14 protein-coding genes are annotated in these 16,034 nt (G+C 67.5%); 3 read left to right on the forward strand and 11 right to left on the reverse strand.

Annotated features, from left to right (window positions below; all coding sequences use genetic code 11):
• Positions 1-220: 220 nt before the first annotated feature.
• Complete coding sequence (locus tag BLV45_RS05165) at positions 221-2,566, reverse strand: TonB-dependent receptor (protein WP_090529821.1); 2,346 nt, start codon at positions 2,564-2,566, stop codon at positions 221-223.
• 239 nt (positions 2,567-2,805) lie between these two features.
• Here BLV45_RS05165 and BLV45_RS05170 point away from each other — a divergent pair, with 239 nt between their 5' ends.
• A complete protein-coding gene (locus BLV45_RS05170) occupies positions 2,806-3,843 on the forward strand; it encodes a histidine kinase (RefSeq protein WP_090529825.1) in 1,038 nt (345 codons plus the stop codon).
• On the opposite strand, the gene BLV45_RS05175 is transcribed toward BLV45_RS05170, so the two are convergent.
• From BLV45_RS05175 to BLV45_RS05220, 10 genes are all read right to left on the reverse strand, one after another.
• The gene (locus tag BLV45_RS05175) at positions 3,774-4,475 is read right to left on the reverse strand and encodes a response regulator (RefSeq protein ID WP_090529827.1); all 702 of its coding nucleotides are present in this window, start codon (positions 4,473-4,475) and stop codon (positions 3,774-3,776) included. The genes BLV45_RS05170 and BLV45_RS05175 overlap by 70 nt on opposite strands.
• Positions 4,472-5,707, reverse strand: a complete 1,236-nt coding sequence (pqqE, locus tag BLV45_RS05180; protein WP_090529829.1) for a pyrroloquinoline quinone biosynthesis protein PqqE — start codon at positions 5,705-5,707, stop codon at positions 4,472-4,474. The genes BLV45_RS05175 and pqqE overlap by 4 nt, the downstream gene beginning before the upstream one ends.
• 5 nt (positions 5,708-5,712) lie before the next feature.
• Positions 5,713-6,012, reverse strand: a complete 300-nt coding sequence (pqqD, locus tag BLV45_RS05185; RefSeq protein WP_090529832.1) for a pyrroloquinoline quinone biosynthesis peptide chaperone PqqD — start codon at positions 6,010-6,012, stop codon at positions 5,713-5,715.
• Positions 6,009-6,782, reverse strand: coding sequence for a pyrroloquinoline-quinone synthase PqqC (gene pqqC, locus BLV45_RS05190; RefSeq protein ID WP_407670954.1), 774 nt, complete (start codon positions 6,780-6,782; stop codon positions 6,009-6,011). Before pqqC ends, pqqD begins: the two co-directional genes overlap by 4 nt.
• Positions 6,783-6,793: 11 nt before the next feature.
• A complete protein-coding gene (gene pqqB / locus BLV45_RS05195; RefSeq protein WP_090529836.1) occupies positions 6,794-7,714 on the reverse strand; it encodes a pyrroloquinoline quinone biosynthesis protein PqqB in 921 nt (306 codons plus the stop codon).
• Between the two features lie 58 nt (positions 7,715-7,772).
• Positions 7,773-8,339: a cytochrome b gene (locus BLV45_RS05200; protein ID WP_090529839.1), complete on the reverse strand. Its 567-nt coding sequence runs from the start codon at positions 8,337-8,339 to the stop codon at positions 7,773-7,775.
• Between the two features lie 125 nt (positions 8,340-8,464).
• The gene (locus BLV45_RS05205; RefSeq protein WP_090529842.1) at positions 8,465-9,283 is read right to left on the reverse strand and encodes a formylmethanofuran dehydrogenase subunit C; all 819 of its coding nucleotides are present in this window, start codon (positions 9,281-9,283) and stop codon (positions 8,465-8,467) included.
• Positions 9,280-10,242 carry a formylmethanofuran--tetrahydromethanopterin N-formyltransferase gene (gene fhcD, locus BLV45_RS05210; RefSeq protein WP_090529845.1) on the reverse strand — a complete coding sequence of 321 codons (963 nt, stop codon included), beginning with the start codon at positions 10,240-10,242 and terminating at the stop codon, positions 9,280-9,282. The genes BLV45_RS05205 and fhcD overlap by 4 nt, the downstream gene beginning before the upstream one ends.
• Entirely contained in the window at positions 10,239-11,948 is a 1,710-nt protein-coding gene (locus tag BLV45_RS05215) for a formylmethanofuran dehydrogenase subunit A (protein ID WP_090529848.1), read from the reverse strand. The genes fhcD and BLV45_RS05215 overlap by 4 nt, the downstream gene beginning before the upstream one ends.
• Positions 11,945-13,348, reverse strand: coding sequence for a molybdopterin-binding domain-containing protein (locus tag BLV45_RS05220; RefSeq protein WP_245753117.1), 1,404 nt, complete (start codon positions 13,346-13,348; stop codon positions 11,945-11,947). The genes BLV45_RS05215 and BLV45_RS05220 overlap by 4 nt, the downstream gene beginning before the upstream one ends.
• Positions 13,349-13,766: 418 nt before the next feature.
• Between BLV45_RS05220 and BLV45_RS05225 the strand changes: the two genes are divergently transcribed.
• Positions 13,767-14,843, forward strand: a complete 1,077-nt coding sequence (locus tag BLV45_RS05225) for an ATP-grasp domain-containing protein (protein ID WP_090529850.1) — start codon at positions 13,767-13,769, stop codon at positions 14,841-14,843.
• Positions 14,840-15,955 carry a hydantoinase/oxoprolinase family protein gene (locus tag BLV45_RS05230; RefSeq protein WP_090531151.1) on the forward strand — a complete coding sequence of 372 codons (1,116 nt, stop codon included), beginning with the start codon at positions 14,840-14,842 and terminating at the stop codon, positions 15,953-15,955. The genes BLV45_RS05225 and BLV45_RS05230 overlap by 4 nt, the downstream gene beginning before the upstream one ends.
• Positions 15,956-16,034 lie beyond the last annotated feature (79 nt).

A 16,034-nucleotide genomic window follows, 5' to 3' on the forward strand; every position in this document is an offset into this window, starting at 1 on the left:
TCACTGGGCTGCAGTGGGCCAGGTCCTGCTCGCCTCGACCGGTTCAGGCCGGATCGAAAGGCGAGCGGGGCCGATTCTTTTCACGGCGACGCCCATGACCCTTGACGAGAGTGAGCCCCGGCCCTTACGTGATCCGGTAGACAGTGACTCATGGAAATACTCGACCCGGTTTTCCGTTCTACTGTGCCTCAAACCCCCATCTTCACCATCACCGCCCGCGTCAATTCCACGCGTACCGCATGCCGACCCAGAATCCGCGTGGCGCGCCGAGACCCAGAAACTGCTCGTTGACCGGGTTCGCGCCGTCGAACGTGTGATTCGGCCCGTTGAAGAAATTCTCGCCGACGATACCAAACGTCGAATACTTCTTGTTGAGCAGGTTCTTGATGCTGCCGAAAATCTGCAGTTGCTTCGTGACGTTGTACGTCGTGTCGAGGTCGATCAGGAAATAGCCGGGGATCTTGCCGTTCACATCCTGGTTGTCCTCGTCGCCGCGCGCGAAGATGCTGCCGCGATACGACAGGTTCGTGCCGATGTTCCACTTCGCAAACGGCGAATAGTCGACGCGCAGCTTGACGGTGTTCGCGGGAATGCCGGGAATCCTGTCGCCGGATTTGACGGTGATGTTGCCTTCGGCGTCCGCGCTGGAGTTGCTCGCGCTGTTCTCCGTCCACGACGAGCGATAGGTTGCGTCGACGTAGCTGTAGCTCGCGCTAAAGCCAACGGGACCGTATTGCGTGCGGCCCGCGAGTTCGAGCCCCTGCCTGCGCGTCTTGCCGACGTTCTGAAAAAAGCCCAGCGAGCTCGCCGCGCCGTTGCTGCTGACGAACTGGATGTCGTTGTCGAGCGTCGTGCTGTAGATCGCCGCGCTCCACGACGTCGCGCTGCCGATGCGTCCGCGCGCGCCGATCTCGAATGTCTTCGAGACGACCGGCTTGAGGTCCGGGTCCGCGATGAAGTCGTTGGGCAGCGAGCAGGGCGAAGCCGGATCGGCGCAGGCCAGCTCGATCGCGGTCGGCGAGCGCATGCCTTCGTTATATGTTGCGTACGCCGTGAAATACGACGTGGGGTTCCAGTTGATGCCCACCGCCGGGTTGAAGCGCGAGAACGTATGGTTGCCGTCGAGCAGCGGCTGGATGCCGCTGTCGTCGCTGATCACGGCTTTCGACCAGTTGTAGCGTCCGGCGAGCGTCATCGACCACTGCTCGTTGAACGCCAGCGTGTTCTCGAAGTAGACGCCGAACGTCTGGTTGCGCGTCTTCGCGTCGGTCTGCGGCTCGAAACCGCCGATGCCGATGGTCGCGCGCGTGTCGGTGAAAAACGCGTTCTGCGACTGCTGCGTGAAATGCGAGTTCGCGAAATCGGCGGCGGCGCCCAGCACGAGCTGGTTGTCCATGCCCGCCAGCCGGTTCAGCAACGTGAGTTGCAGGCTCGCGCCGTAGCTGTCGGTGACGATCACCGACTGGTCGTTGGTCGCCTGGATCGTGTCGACGTCGCCGTCGTCCCCGATGCTGCCGAAGTCGTCGTTGACGTTGCTGCTGGTGTTCCTGTTGCGATAGTGCCGGTAGTAGACGTTGCCGCTCAGCTCGACGTTCGGCGTGAAATAGTGCTCGCCGGAAAGCGTCAGGTAGCCGACGCTGTTCTCGTTGGTGTCCGGATACGTGTACGCCTGGCTGCGGTTGTCGAGGAACGACTTCGGAATGGTCTGCGAGCCGTTGAGCGTGTTGTCGGCGCCGCCCATCGAGAGCGAAATCGTGTTGTCGGCATCGTGGTAACGCAGCTTGCCGAACGCCTGGCGCAACTGGCTCGAATTGTGATCGGCCCAGCCGTTGTCGTTCGTGACGTTGGCCGTGAAGTAGTAGTCGAGGTTCGAGCCGATCGCGCCGCCCTGTTCGATCTGCGCGATCTTGCGGCCAAACGAGCCGAAGCTGACTTCGGCGTTGCCGCCAGGGTTCGTGTTGCCGTTCTTCGTCGTGACGGCGATGGCGCCGCCGAGCGTGTTCAGCCCGAAGCTCGGGTTCGAGCCGGGAATCAGCTGGATCGTGCTGATCGCGGCCTGCGGGATCAGGTCCCAGTTCACCACGTCGCCGAACGGTTCGTTGATGCGCACGCCGTCGAGAAACACCGACAGCCCCTGCGGCGTCCCGAGTAGCGGCGACGCGGTAAACCCGCGATAGTTGATGTCGGCCTGCGACGGGTTGCCCTGCGCGTCGGAGATATCGACGCCGGGCAGGTTCGCGGAGAAGTAGTCGGAGAGCGTGACCGGGTGCTGCCTGTCGATATCGCGTCCACGTATGGTCTGCACGTTCGCCGGTACCCGTTCGAGCGGCGTGCCGACACCGACGAGCGGCGTGGTGCCGATCACGATGATCGGCGGCAGCTCCTGCACGGCGGCCTGCGTCGCGGAAGCCGCGATCGCGGTCGCGGGCGCGGCCGGCACGGACGAGGCGTCCTGCGCCGCGGCGACGACGCTCACGCCCGCCAGCGCGCCACCGAAGCACAGGCGCAGCGCGGCACGGGGTTTGAACGGATGCGCTCGGGGCACGTTGTGCGGCATGCTCTTCATCGTTGTCCCTGTTGGTACGCTGGTTGTCGTTGTCGGAGTGATGCTTCGCGTGCCGCCGTTCGCATGGATGTCGAGGCGTACGCGCAGGACCGGTTCGGTACCTTACAGATAGCGTCGCACAAGGCGGTCCCGCATGGCCCGGGAAGTTCTCCCGATCGTGCGGGGAAGCGTTCCTGATGGCCGTTTTCGTTGCGCGCGCATGCAATTGCAGCGGATTCGCTGCGTAGAATAGGTTCGTGATGCCACCCGATTCCTCACCTTCTTCCGCTGCAGGCAAGCGCGCCTCACCGCACTCGACGGTGCGGCGCGACCTGGCGTGCGTGGCGGCGATCGGCGTGATCGCGGCGGTGCTGTGCGCGACGCTCGATTTCGGCGAACGGTTCTATCGCTGGACGCGCGGTGCCGAGCGCTTCCAGGTCGACGAATTGCCGCCCACGCTGTTCGTGCTGGCCAGCGGCCTTGCGTGGTTCGCGTGGCGCCGCTATCGCGAGGCGCAGCGCGAACTGACCCGGCGCCGCGAACTGGAGGCAGAAGCCGAACGGCTGCTCGCCGACAATCGCCGGCTCGCGAGCCAGGGCATCGATGCGCAGGAAAACGAGCGGCGTCACCTCGCCCGTGAACTGCACGATGAACTCGGCCAGTATCTGAACGCGATTTCACTCGACGCCGCGCGTATCCGCGATCTGGCGGCTCCGCGCGAGCCCGAGATCCACCGGATTGCCCTCGCGCTGATGCAAAGCGCGCATCACGTGTACCGCGAGATTGGCGGCATGATCCGTCGGTTGCGCCCGACCGGGCTCGACGAATTCGGCCTGCCGGGCGCGCTGGAACATTGCGTCGACGGCTGGCGCGAGCGGCTGCCGGGCGTTTCTTTCACGCTGACGGTGGAAGGCGATTTCTCCACGCTTGGCGACGCGCGGAACATCACGCTCTACCGGCTTGTGCAGGAAGGGCTCACGAACATATCGAAGTTCGCGCGCAACGCCCGCGTGGAGATTTATCTGGTGCGCACGGCGGGCGAGGGCGGCGAGATCGTCGTCACGATGGCCGACGACGGGCCCGGCGTCGATCTGTCGATACCGCGCAAGGGGCTTGGGCTCATCGGCATGCGCGAGCGTGTCGAGGCGCTCGGCGGCGAGTTTCACGTCGCGAGCGAGCCGGGCAGCGGGTTTCTCTTTTGCGCGCGCGTGCCCGTGCCGGTGCCAACTCAGGCAAGCCCGGTGGCGCCGAACGCAGCCGGTGAACCGGCGGGCGCCGCGGCGAATTCCGAAAAATGAAGGCCGAGGCGGTTTGCCATCTGCGCGAGTTGCACGCCGTTGTCCGCGCCGAACTTCTGCCGGATCACGGATTGATGATTGGCCACCGTCTTCTGGCTCAGGCCGAGACGCTCGGCGATGCTCGGCAGCGTGTAACCCTGCACGAGCAGGCGCAGCACCTCGAATTCACGCGCCGATAGCTGCCGCCCTGGCGGCCCTTCCTGAAACGACGCGCGCAGCGCGAGCGCCTGCGAGACATCCGCGCTCAGATAGCACACGCGCCGGGCGACCGAGCGCACCGCTTCCACGAGCACATCCGGCGCGCTCGCCTTCGTCACGTAGCCGCGCGCGCCGGCATCGAGCGCGCGCCGCACGAACAGCGTTTCCTCATGCACGCTGAAGATCAGCACGTGGGCGTCGGGTTCGCGCGCGAGCATGCGCCGCATCGCCTCGATGCCGCTCGCCCCCGGCAACGCGAGGTCCATCACGACGACGTCAGGCTGCAACGCGCAAAAGCGCTGATAGGCTTGCGCGGCGTCGCCCGCTTCGCCCGCGACCCGCACGTCGGGGCTCAGTTCGAGGAGCCGCCGGTAGCCCTCGCGGACCACCGCGTGATCGTCCACCAGCAGGACGGAGACGGGGGCGGTTGTCATGTGCGATCTCCTCGACTGACCGGGTGATCCGGTGGGTGGCCATCGGGTGCCGAAGCGAGCCGTCGTGAATTGGCGTCGTTGCGAAACAGCACCGGTTGCTCTTTCACGAGCGGCTGCTCCGGCGCGCGGTTGGCGGCCGCGCGCACGACCTGCACGACGCGCTCATGTTCCGGCGACTTGTCGCAGACCGGGTCGGCGTTCGCCGGGTCGCCCGTCAACAGATACGCCTGGCACCGGCAGCCGCCCAGGTCGCGCTCCTTTTCATCGCAACTGCGGCACGGCTCCTTCATCCAGCCGAAACCGCGGAAGCGGTTGAACGCGTCGCTCTCGTACCAGATCTCGCGCAGCGGCGTTTCGGTGACGTTCGGAAACATGAGACCTGGCAGCGAGCGCGCGGTGTGACACGGCAACGCCGCGCCGTCCGGCGCGATGCCGAGGAACACCGCGCCCCAGCCGTTCATGCAGCGCTTCGGGCGCGTTTCGAAGTAATCGGGCACGACGAAGAAGATCTTGCAGCGCTCGCCGGTTTCCTTGCGGTAGCGGTTGACGACGGCTTCCGCTTCCTGCAGCTGTTCGGCGGTCGGCATCAGCTGCGCGCGATTCGTGTGCGCCCAGCCGTAGTACTGCGTGTTCGCGAGTTCCAGGTATTCGGCGCCCATCGCGAGCGCCATGTCGATGATCTTGTCGACGTGCGGCAGGTTGAAGCGATGCAGCACGCAGTTGAGCACCATCGGAAAATCATGTGCCTTGATCGACGCGGCCACGCGCTTCTTGAGATCGAACGTGCGCGTGCTGCTCAGGAAGTCGTTGAGCTCCTGCGTCGAATCCTGAAACGACAGCTGGATATGATCGAGGCCCGCCGCTTTCAGCGCGTCGAGGCGCGCATCGGTCAGGCCGATGCCCGACGTGATCAGGTTCGTATAGAACCCGAGCTGCCGCGCCTCGCCGACCAGCACTTCGAGATCGTCGCGCAGCAGCGGCTCGCCGCCGGAAAAGCCGAGTTGCGCCGCGCCCAGCGCGCGCGCCTCGCGCAGCACGTCGATCCACTGCGCGGTGGAGAGCTCGCGCGAATGGTCGGTGTAGTTCGTCGGGTTGTAGCAGAACACGCAGTGCAGCGGGCAGCGATACGTCAATTCCGCGAGCAGCCAGAGCGGCGGCGCGATGGCTTCCGGTTTCGCTTCGGACAGCGCGGCGGTCCGCGGAATCGTGTCGGGACGGGAAAGGTCGGTCATGCTGTTTATTCCAGCCAGCCGCGCGTCTGGGCGTGGTCGACGAAAGTCTGCACCTCGGGCGCGAGGCCCGTTGTGCTGAACGCCTGTTCGAGGTCGGCGACGAGCGCGGGCAGATCGCGCGTGCCGTCGCAGCGCAGCAGGATCTGCGCGGCGCTCGGGTTCAGTTTCACCATGCCCTCGGGGTAGAGCAGCACGTGTGCGTCCTGCGCCGGCTCCCACTGCAGGCGAAACAGTTTCTTCAGCCGTGGGCGCCACGCGCCACCGGCAGCCTGCGTGCCGTTTTCCGGGGAAGGGGTGTCGTTCATGTCGGGAAGGCCTTTTCGATGGCATCCAGCATGGTCCACAGGATGTCGAGCTTGAACTGCAGAATGTCCAGCGCACGTTCCTGCTGCTCGCGCGTCCTGAAGTAGCCGAGCGTGACGGCGAGGCCGTGCTCCACGTCGCGCTGCGCGAGCGAGATGCGCGAGCGGAAATACGTGAGCCCGGCAGGCTCGATCCACGGATAGTGTGCGGGCCACGTCGCGAGCCGGTCGCGATGAATCTGCGGCGCGAAGATTTCCGTGAGCGAGGAGCACACCGCTTCCTGCCACGGCGCGCGGCGCGCGAAGTTCACGTATGCGTCCACCGCGAAGCGCACGCCGGGAGCGACATGTTCGAGCGACCAGAGTTCGTCGCGCGTGAGGCCGACCGCATCACCCAGACGCGCCCACGTTTCGATGCCGCCTTCGTCGTCGCCGTAGCCGTCGTGATCGAGCACGCGCAGCACCCAGCGGCGCCGCGTCTCGCGATCCGGGCAGTTCGACAGCACCGCGGCGTCTTTCAGCGGAATGTTGATCTGGTAGTAAAAGCGGTTCGCGACCCAGCCGCGAATCTGTTCGTGCGAACAGCCGCCGCCGTTCATCTTGACGTTGAACGGATGATGAATGTGATAACCCGCGCCTTTGGCGCGCAACTGTGCCTCGAATTCCTCGCGCGACCAGGCGGGCTTCGAGTCGCCGGCGCGCGCGGGTTCGACGTTGCTGCGGGGCGGGAAGGGCAATGTGTTCACCTGCGGGTCTCCATCGGTCGGGTTCATGTCAACGTGCGTCAGAGTTCGAAGGCCATGCCGTCGCGGGCGACCTCGATACCGTGTTCGGCGAGCACGCGGCGCTCGGGGCCGTCCTCGACAAGAATCGGGTTCGTGTTGTTGATGTGGATCAGCACCTTGCGCACGCCCGGACGGTCGATCGAATCGAGCACCTCGATCATGCCGCCCGCGCCGGTTTGCGCGAGATGCCCCATGTCGGCGGCAGTTTTTCCCGACAGGCCGAGCTGGATCATTTCGTCGTTGGTCCAGCAGGTGCCGTCGACAAGCAGCAGATCCGCCTGGCGCATCGCCGCCATCACATGCGGCTCGATCGCGCCGAGGCCGGGCGCGTAGAACGCCCGCTTGCCCGAGTGCGTGTCGACGAACGACAGGCCGATGTTGTCGCCCGGCTGCGGCGCCTCGCGATGCGGCGAATACGGCGGCGCCTTGCTCGACAGCGCAAGCGCTTCGATGCGCACACCGGCGAGCGCCGGGATCGTCAACGCCTCGCCGTCGAACGGCACGCGATGCCGCTCCACGCCGCAGTAATGCGACAGGATCGACGTGACGGGAAAGCCGCTGCTCAGGTCCTGCCACACGACATCGGTCGTGTAGAGCGGCAGCGGCGTGTCGCGCTCGCGCAGCATCAGGAGGCCGGTGACGTGATCGATCTGCGCGTCCATGGTCAGCACGGCGGCGATGCCGCTGTCGCGCGCGCGGCGCGCCGGCTGCAGTTCAGGATGCGCGGCGATCTGCGCGAGGATGTCCGGCGACGCGTTCACGAGCAGCCAGTCCTCGCCGTTCGCGCCGACGACGATCGACGACTGCGTGCGTGGCGTCGCCTTCAACGTGCCGCGCCGCACGCCGTCGCAGTTGCGGCAGTTGCAGTTCCACTGCGGAAACCCGCCGCCTGCCGAGGAACCGAGTACGCGGATTTTCATCGGGCGCCTCCGCGAAGGGCCGGCGCGAATGGTCGAAGAAGATACCTGGCCGGTGTGTTCATGGCAGCATCCTCGCGAGCAGGCCGTCGCGGTCGACCAGCTGATGCTTGAGCGCACCGGCGATGTGCAGTGCGATCAGCGCGATCATGATCCATGCACAGATCGTATGAACGCCGAAGAAGACGCTCCGCAATTCTTTGTCGTCCCAGCCCCATTTGGGCAGCAGAATGCCCCAGAAACGTGTGCCATATGAATTGAACGACGAGCCGAGATAGCCGGCGAGCGGCATCACGATCATCACCACGTATAAAAGAACCTGCGTAATGCGCGCGGCGGCGCGTTGCCACGCTTGCATAGGCGGCATGGCCGGTCGTCCGACAGCCATGCGCACCACAATGCGGATCAGCACCAGCAGGAAAACGGTCATTCCCAGCGACTTGTGGAAGTTGATCAGGGTCGCCTTGAACGGCAGGCCTTTCGGCAGGCCGACCATGTACAGGCCGATGCCCAGCATCGCGATGATGATGAGCCCGATCAGCCAGTGCAGCACGATCAGCGACGGCGCATAGCGCGGTCCGTGTGCCCCGGGGTTCCGGGTCGCATCGGGCGATTGCGCGGTGTTCATGCCTGCCTCCATGTTCTTGCGCGGGCGCCGCCTTGATGTTGCACGTCGCCCGCTTTCTGTTTGTTCCTCTCGCGTGCCGCGGGCCATCCGGTTTTACCCAGGGTCCACCCGGCAATCCGTTGCCGCTAACGGACGATCAGCAGTTCGCCACGGCCGTCCACCGCCAGATCGCCCGCGTATCGCCGCGGCAACGCCGCGCCGCGTAACGCCGAAAACGGCGCGATTTCCTGCGCGAACGAACGCACCAGCAGCGACCAGAACACGTCGAAGCCGCGTCCGCCCGTGGTGAAGGTGGGCGGAATCCGCGCGGGCGCCTGCAACAGCAGCAACGTGCCGCGCCGCATGCCATAACCGTAGTGCGCGCCGACGCGTCCCGCAATGCCGACCGTGCCCGCCACCATCCGCGAGGCCGCGCATTCGCCCGCGTCGCCGCCCACCAGCACGAGGCCGCGGCGCATCCGGTCCGCGAGGCGCGCGCCGGCGTGGCCGTGGATGGTGAGCGTGCCACCCGTCATGCCTTCCATGTCGCCTGGCAGCGCGCCGGCCGCGAACGCGCCGCTGTTGCCCGTCACCGTCAGGCGTCCGCCGCGCATTTCACAGCCGGTGAAGCGGCCCGCGTCGCCTTCGATCACGAGCGTGCCGCCGTTCATCCGCAACCCGGCGTAATCGCCGCACGAACCCCGCACGGTGAGGCTGCCCGCGTCGAGCTGCGCGCCGACGTGGTCGAGCCAGCTCACGTCGCCTTCGATCACGAGCGCGGTGTGTTCGCTATCCGCGCGCGCGATGTCGAACAGGTCGGCCGCCACGCAGGTTTCGTTGCCGGCGGGCAACGCGATGCGCGCCACGTCCGCGACCGGCAACGCAGCGAGCGCGGCGGGGAGCAGGCGCGCGGCGTCCACGCGAAAGCCCGGCGCGTGCCTGACGCGCAGCGTGGTCGTGCTCATGCGGGCCTCCGCCCGGCAGCGGCCGCCATTTCATGCAAATGGAAGTGATACGGGCCGAGCTTGCCGCCGTAATTGCCCGCTGAAATCCGCAGCACGCCGGCGGCGCGTCCGCGCGCGGTAGCCGCGGCGATGCCGGCCGTCATCGCCGCGCCGACGTCGGCATCGGTCAGGCCGTCGATCACGATTTCCATCACGCAGCCCACTTCGGCGGTCAGTTCGCTTTTTTTCGCGAGGCCGGTGAGCGTGGGGCAGAACGCGTCGTTCGTCGACGCCGTCGCGCCCGCATATTTCGAGCCGATTTTCGAGCCGGAGCGCACGACGCCGCCCGGGAACGGCATGATCACGTTCGGCAGCGCGCGCATCGCGTCGGCGGCCGCTTCGGCGGCGGCGAGCGCGGCGTCGATGTCGGTGCCGAGCAATAGCAGGTTGCCGCCGCCGACGCCCTTGACCGTGACCGCGGTTTCCTCGCAGACGAATTCGCCGTCCATCACCGGCACGCGCCAGTAGCGCGTGTTGCCGATCATCTTCGAAATCTGCCAGCCGTCGCCGAAGAAACGCAGGTTCTTGCCGAGCGCGGCGTCGTCCGAGCGCGGCGCCTGGCTCGTCGCGGGGTCGATGCCGCTGTAGATCGCGGTCGTCGGACATGTCAGCACGCACTGGCCGACGCGTCGCTCGATCTGCTTCGCCAGTTCCTTCGACGACACCGCGAAGAGCAGCACCGCGACGCCAGGCCGTCCGTCCGGCGTTTCGTCGCCGCCGAGATCGCGCTCGATGCCCGCTTCGCAGCCGCAGCCGATCACCGAGGTGGCGAATCCGGTCAGCGACTGCGCGGCGTGCCTCGCCCAGACGGAAGTGTGCGCGGTGATGACGAGCCGCGTGGCCTTCATCGGGAACGCTTCCGCGAAGGTGTCGTCGATGAGTGTGCCGTTGATTTCCATCGGCGTGGCGGCGTGGGTCATGGGCGTACCGCCGTGAAACAGGCGACGGGCAGCAGCCGGCCGCCGCGGCAGCACGCGCAGATTTCGTCGTCGCTGATCGCCGCGTGCGCGAAGTTGCCGACGAGGTTCGCGTCGCTGTACGCGCGCAGCGTTTTCTCGATGCCGCGGTCGAAGTCGGGCGACACGAAGTGGATGCCGCCTGTCGGCGTGGCGACGAGCGTGCCGTCGCGCGCGACGAGCTGGCCGTCCTTGAACACATACGCGGGCGACGAGAACATGCGCTCGCGATCCGCGTCGTCGCGATAGACGGCGATATCCGCCGCCGCGCCCTCGCCGAGCTGGCCGCGATCCTTGAGGCCGAGCAGGCGTGCCGGCCCGGCGCGCGTGACGATCGCGATCTCGTAGAGCGACAGTTCGCGGGTGAGTTCGGGCAGCGCGCTCGCGACCTGCGCCTCGGGATGCAGCTTCGCGATCTGTTCGTCGCGAAAGCTTTTGTCCATCAGGAGGCGGATCAGGTGCGGATAGCTCGTGAACGGGCCGCCGTTCGGATGGTCGGTGGTCATCGACACGCGCCACGGGTCGTCGATCAGCAGGAAGATCTCGAGGCCGATGATCCATTGCAGCGCGTTCACATAGCTTTGCTCGCGGTAGCGGAACGGCACGATGCCGCAGCCCGCGTCGCATTCGATGTCGCCCACGATCCACTTGCGCGGCGAGGCGAGCGGCGCATTCTTGAACTGCATCATCGTGTCGCCGGACGCGGTGACGGTCTGGCCGAAAATGATCTGGCCGACGTCGATCGAGACGTTCGGCCGCGCGTTGACGGCTTCGGCGATCGCGCGCGCGCCCGAGGAAAATTTGCGCGGGCCTTCCGTGCCGTAGCTGTGGAACTGGATGTGCGTCAGGTGGATCGGCAGGCCGTCGGCGGCGTCCATCGTCGCGATCGTCGAGGCGACGTTGCCCGGCACGCCGAGATTGCTCGCGTGGACGTGCAGCGGATGCGGCACGCGCAGCTCCGTCAACGCGCGCGAGAGCGTGCGCAGCACGTCGCGCGGCGTGACGCCGTAATGCACGTGCGCCTCGTCGACGTCGAGCGAGCGCTGGTTGAACTTGAACGCCGAGATGCCGCCCGGGTTCACCACCTTCACGCCGAGCGCCTTGCTCGCATGCAGCGTCCAGCCGACGTAGTCGCGCAGCCGCTCGAAGCCGTCGCGGGCGGCGAGCATCTGCAGCAGCAGTTCGTCGTTGCCGAGCATCACGTAGGCGCCGTGATCGATGATCGGCGTGTCGCCCATTTCCAGGTGCGTGTGGCGCGCGTTGGACGGCATCATCGCCGGCTCGAACGCGGCCGTGTAGCCCATTTCCGCGTAGCGATAGCCGGTGGCGAGCGTGCCCGGCGCGCAGACGCCGCACGACGGCATGCGCAGATAGCGGCCCTCGGCATCCGATACCGATTCGTAACTGGAGTCGCGCGGCGCGTCGTTGCGATGGTCTTCCGGCAGCAGCAGGCGCGACAGGTTCGTCTTGCCGCCGCCGATGTGCGAATGCAGGTCGATGCCGCCCGCCATCACGATCATGCCAGTGGCGTCGTAATCGTGATCGATATGTGTGCCGGCCGGCGGCGCCGCGACGATGCGGCCGTCGCGGATATACAGGTCGCGGCGTTCGCCGTCGACGTTGTTCGCCGGATCGTAGACGAGGCCGCCGGTTAGCCGCGCGAGGCTCATGGCGCGCTCCGTGTGGTACCCGCGACGCCGCTTGCGGGCGTGTCTGCGTGGCGGCTTTTTTCGACGCTGTCGGCGAGGCGCGCGGCGATCGCGTCGACGCCAGGCAGACCGGCATGGCGGGCCGCGGAAAGCGGCGCGACGACCGTGCCGTCGATGCGGAACAGGTGGCCGCCGATGTCGATGCCCGGCGTCGCGACAGGAATGAAGACCGTCGGCCCGCGACGCGCGGCGGCCGCGCTCGCTGTCGCCGCCGCCATCGCGGCATGGCCGAGCACGATCGCCGGCACATCGGGATCGAGCGTATCCGGCAGCGGCTGCGGTCCGAAGCTCGACACCCACAGCAGCGCGTCGACCTCATGGCGGGCGAGCAGCGTGTCGGTGCGATAACGCGTGGGATCATGGTCGAGCGGGGCTTCGGCGAGACGTCCCGGCATGGCGATGCGCGTGCGCAGCGGAAAACCCGATAGCCACGTGAACGTCTGGCTGGCGCTGAGCGCGCCGTCGGCGCCGCCGAGCGGCAGGCCGCCGGCGCGCGTGGTCCGGTTCACGGCCTTGATGAGCCGGTTCAGCGCTTCGATCAGCAACGCCGCGTGCGGCCCGGGCAACGCTTCGGGCTCGTAGACGAACACCGTGTAGCGCGCGGCGTGTATCTCGTCGATCAGGCCCGCCAGCGCGCGTGCCGTGCCGCTCGCATCGTCCAGCGCTTCGACGCCGCGGCCCTCCAGCAGCGCGGACCACACCGCGAGGAGGTCGAACAGGTCGCCTCCCGCGAGGAGCGAGGCGGCGCCTGCGTGCCTGAGCGCGTCGACGGCCGGATCGGCTTCGCAGCCGACGAACCTGAATGTGCGCGTGAATGGAGCCGTGCCGGTCGCGCGCGCGTAGAAACGCGGATGGCGCGCTGACGGCTGGCACGCGAACACCACGACGAGATCGGCGCGCGCGCGGACTTCGGAGAGCGTCGTGAAGAACGCGCCGCGATCCTGCAGCGCGAGCGTCGATGCCGTCAGCGCGTCGCCATGCAGATGATCGACGATCGCGCCGCAATGCGCGGCCAGCGCATACAGCGAGCGGGCACCGGCGATATCGGTCGCCATGCCGCCGAACAGCGGCCTGCGTGCCTGCGCCAGGATGTCGGCGGCACGCGCGAGGGCGGTGTCGAGGTCGGCTTGCTGGCTGTCGACCGATGCCTTGCAATGCGCATCGGCGGCGCCGTATAGCGCAAGCGCCCGGCCAAGCCGGGGGCAATCGGTGGCGGGCGCGCTCAGGCTGTCGTCGCTGTGTACGCCTGCCGCGATGTCGTCGCAGAGCAGCGGACAGAAAGGACAGGTCCAGTCGGACGTGATGGACGCGGACACGCCCGTCGGGCCGGCACTCGACGGATGGTTGGACGAACGGTGCATGGTCGCGTTTTCAGCAAGGACCATGCCGGGAGCGGGTTATCGGCGCGTGGTTTCGCTGGCGCGTGAGTGTCTGAGCGCGTGCGTGACGAACCCGCACGCCATACGGACCACACAGCGGACCACACAGCGTTCATTTTCAGACCGCGTCGCCCGTCTCAGGAAATGGGCGCGCGTGAAGCCCATGAAACCCGATGGAAGCCCCGCGCCCGCGCAGCACAGTATGTGCTTCGTTCTGAAACACTGTGTCACGTGATCGCTCCGCGCTGCAACACCCCGCCTTGCCAATGCATTACAGCCCGCTCGCCCGCGGCGCGCGTGGCACGGATATTGTGTTGTGCAAGGGCGCTGGCCCAGGAGCGGCGTGGCGCGCGGTCCCTCGCGACACAGGCCTCTTTCTCACCTGCAAGGATGACCTCCCGTGACCAAGCTGTTTGTATACGAATATCTGACTGGCGGCGGCATCGATCCCGATCTCGCGGGCGAAGGCAGTCTCGCCGATCTGAGTGCGCTGATCGTCGAAGGCCGCGCGATGCGCGATGCGCTCGTCGCCGACCTGCGTGCCCTCGACGGCGTGCAGGTGACGTTCGCCAGCTCGCGATTCGAGCACGTCGACGCTTCGCTGGCGCATTGCCGCGCGATGCCGGGCGAACCCATGAGCGACTTCGTTGCGCGTGCGGCGCGCGAGCACGACTACGCGTGGGTGATCGCGCCGGAATGCGACGGCCTGCTACGCCAGCTGCACGACGCCGTCGGCGCCGCGCGCTGGCTCGGTTGCACGCCGCAGGCCATCGATATTGCGTCGGGCAAGCGCGCGACGGCCGAACGTCTCGCGGCGCACGGCATCGCCGTGACACCCGCGCTGTCGCCCGAACAGGGAAACGAACCCGGCCACGCCGAAGCAGCGATGGCGTCACGCCGCTGGGTCGTCAAGCCGGACGACGGCGCGGGTGGGCTCGACACGTTTCTCTTCGACCGCTTCGACGACGCCAGCGCGGAATATCGCGCGCGGCTCGCGGCCGGGCGCAATCCGGTGCTCCAGGCGTGGGTTGACGGCGAACCGCTGAGCCTCTCGCTGGTCTGCGGCGCAGCGCGTGCGGAACTCATCAGCATCAACCGGCAGCAGATCGGCGTGCCGGATCATGCCGCGCCGGGCCACGCGGAACGGGTCGTCGAGTTCAGCGGCGTGCAGGTCGACCAGATCGCCCTGCAGAGCGAGGAGGGGCGCGTGCTCGAAGCGCTCGCGCAACGTGTGGTCGCCGCGTTGCCGGGCCTGCGCGGGTTTGCCGGCATCGACCTCGTGTGGCATCCGCAACGCGGCCCGGTCGTGATCGAGGTGAACCCCCGTCTCACGGCGGCCTATGCCGGTCTGTCCGCGCGGCTCGGGCGCAATCTCGCCCGCGTGCTGCTGGAATCGCATGGCGTGACGGTGAACGCTTCGGCAACGCCAGCCGCGCAATGCCATGCCGGAGCGCAAGCATGCGGGGCCGCGTCATGACGGCCGCGCACGCCGCCTCCATGGTCGGTGCGCCCGTGTTCGGCTGGGACGTCGGCGGCGCGCACGTGAAGGTGTCCGTGGCGGATGCATCCGGCGTGCCGTGCGACGTCGCGCAATGGGCGTGTCCGTTGTGGCAGGGGCTCGACCATCTGGAGCGGGCCATCGACCATGTTTTCGAACGCTGGCCCGAAGCGCGTGCTGCTGCGGCGCAACACGTCATCACGATGACGGGCGAAATGGTCGACCTGTTCCCGGACCGCGCGGCAGGCGTGCGTGGGCTCTCAGGTGTCCTCGCGGCGCGCCTCGGCCCGCGGACGCGGTTTTTCGCAGGCGCGGACGGCTGGCTCGACGCCGCCGCGTGCGCCGAAAAATGGCGCGCGGTTGCGTCGGCGAACTGGCTCGCGACGGCGCAATGGCTCGCGACGCGCGTGCCTGATGCGCTGCTGGTCGACATCGGCAGCACGACGACGGATATCATTCCGGTCGTCGGCGGCAGGGTGGTCGCGCAGGGCACCAACGACGCCGCGCGCCTCGTGAGCGGCGAGCTCGTCTATCAGGGCGTGGTGCGCACACCGTTGTGCGGCGTCGCGCATCAGATCGTGTTTCGCGACCAGACGACGAACGTCATGAACGAATGGTTCGCGACGAGCGCCGACGTCTACCGGCTGACGGGCGAACTGTGGCCTGCGCACGACCAGCATCCGGCCGCGGACAACGGCCCGAAGACCGAAGCCGCGAGCCGCGTGCGTCTCGCGCGGATGATCGGCTTCGACGCGGCCGACGCCACCGAAACCGAATGGCGGCGATTCGCGCAGCGCTGGCGTCACGAGCAGCTCGCGATACTCGCGACGAACCTGTCGCGCGTGCGGGTCGCGCATCCCGCGCTCGCCGGTGCGCCGATCGTCGGCGCCGGATGTGGGCGTTTTCTGGCGGCGGCGCTCGCCGGGCACGACGGGCGCGATTACATCGATTTCGCCGTGCTGGCGGGTGTGACGCCTGCCGGCGCGCAACAGGCGGACCTCGCGGAATGGGTCGCGACGTGCGCGCCGGGCGTGGCGGTGGCGCTGCTCGCCGGCACAGGCATCCATCTCGAGGTTGCCCAGACTGCATGAGGCGGCATGCAGCAGACGATACGAAGCGGGTCGGCCGGATGTGGAAAACGGGCCGTCGATGGCGTCAACCTGGAGCGAG

Origin of the sequence: Paraburkholderia sartisoli (assembly GCF_900107685.1) — a bacterium.
In the GTDB taxonomy this organism is placed as follows: domain Bacteria; phylum Pseudomonadota; class Gammaproteobacteria; order Burkholderiales; family Burkholderiaceae; genus Paraburkholderia; species Paraburkholderia sartisoli.

Excerpts from the sequence above, each read along its gene's own strand:
- BLV45_RS05165 (WP_090529821.1), bottom strand. The coding sequence starts at position 2,566 with ATGAAGAGCATGCCGCACAACGTGCCCCGAGCGCATCCGTTCAAACCC.
- BLV45_RS05170 (WP_090529825.1), top strand. The coding sequence starts at position 2,806 with ATGCCACCCGATTCCTCACCTTCTTCCGCTGCAGGCAAGCGCGCCTCA.
- BLV45_RS05175 (WP_090529827.1), bottom strand. The coding sequence starts at position 4,475 with ATGACAACCGCCCCCGTCTCCGTCCTGCTGGTGGACGATCACGCGGTG.
- pqqE (WP_090529829.1), bottom strand. The coding sequence starts at position 5,707 with ATGACCGACCTTTCCCGTCCCGACACGATTCCGCGGACCGCCGCGCTG.
- pqqD (WP_090529832.1), bottom strand. The coding sequence starts at position 6,012 with ATGAACGACACCCCTTCCCCGGAAAACGGCACGCAGGCTGCCGGTGGC.
- pqqC (WP_407670954.1), bottom strand. The coding sequence starts at position 6,782 with ATGAACCCGACCGATGGAGACCCGCAGGTGAACACATTGCCCTTCCCG.
- pqqB (WP_090529836.1), bottom strand. The coding sequence starts at position 7,714 with ATGAAAATCCGCGTACTCGGTTCCTCGGCAGGCGGCGGGTTTCCGCAG.
- BLV45_RS05200 (WP_090529839.1), bottom strand. The coding sequence starts at position 8,339 with ATGAACACCGCGCAATCGCCCGATGCGACCCGGAACCCCGGGGCACAC.
- BLV45_RS05205 (WP_090529842.1), bottom strand. The coding sequence starts at position 9,283 with ATGAGCACGACCACGCTGCGCGTCAGGCACGCGCCGGGCTTTCGCGTG.
- fhcD (WP_090529845.1), bottom strand. The coding sequence starts at position 10,242 with ATGACCCACGCCGCCACGCCGATGGAAATCAACGGCACACTCATCGAC.
- BLV45_RS05215 (WP_090529848.1), bottom strand. The coding sequence starts at position 11,948 with ATGAGCCTCGCGCGGCTAACCGGCGGCCTCGTCTACGATCCGGCGAAC.
- BLV45_RS05220 (WP_245753117.1), bottom strand. The coding sequence starts at position 13,348 with ATGCACCGTTCGTCCAACCATCCGTCGAGTGCCGGCCCGACGGGCGTG.
- BLV45_RS05230 (WP_090531151.1), top strand. The coding sequence starts at position 14,840 with ATGACGGCCGCGCACGCCGCCTCCATGGTCGGTGCGCCCGTGTTCGGC.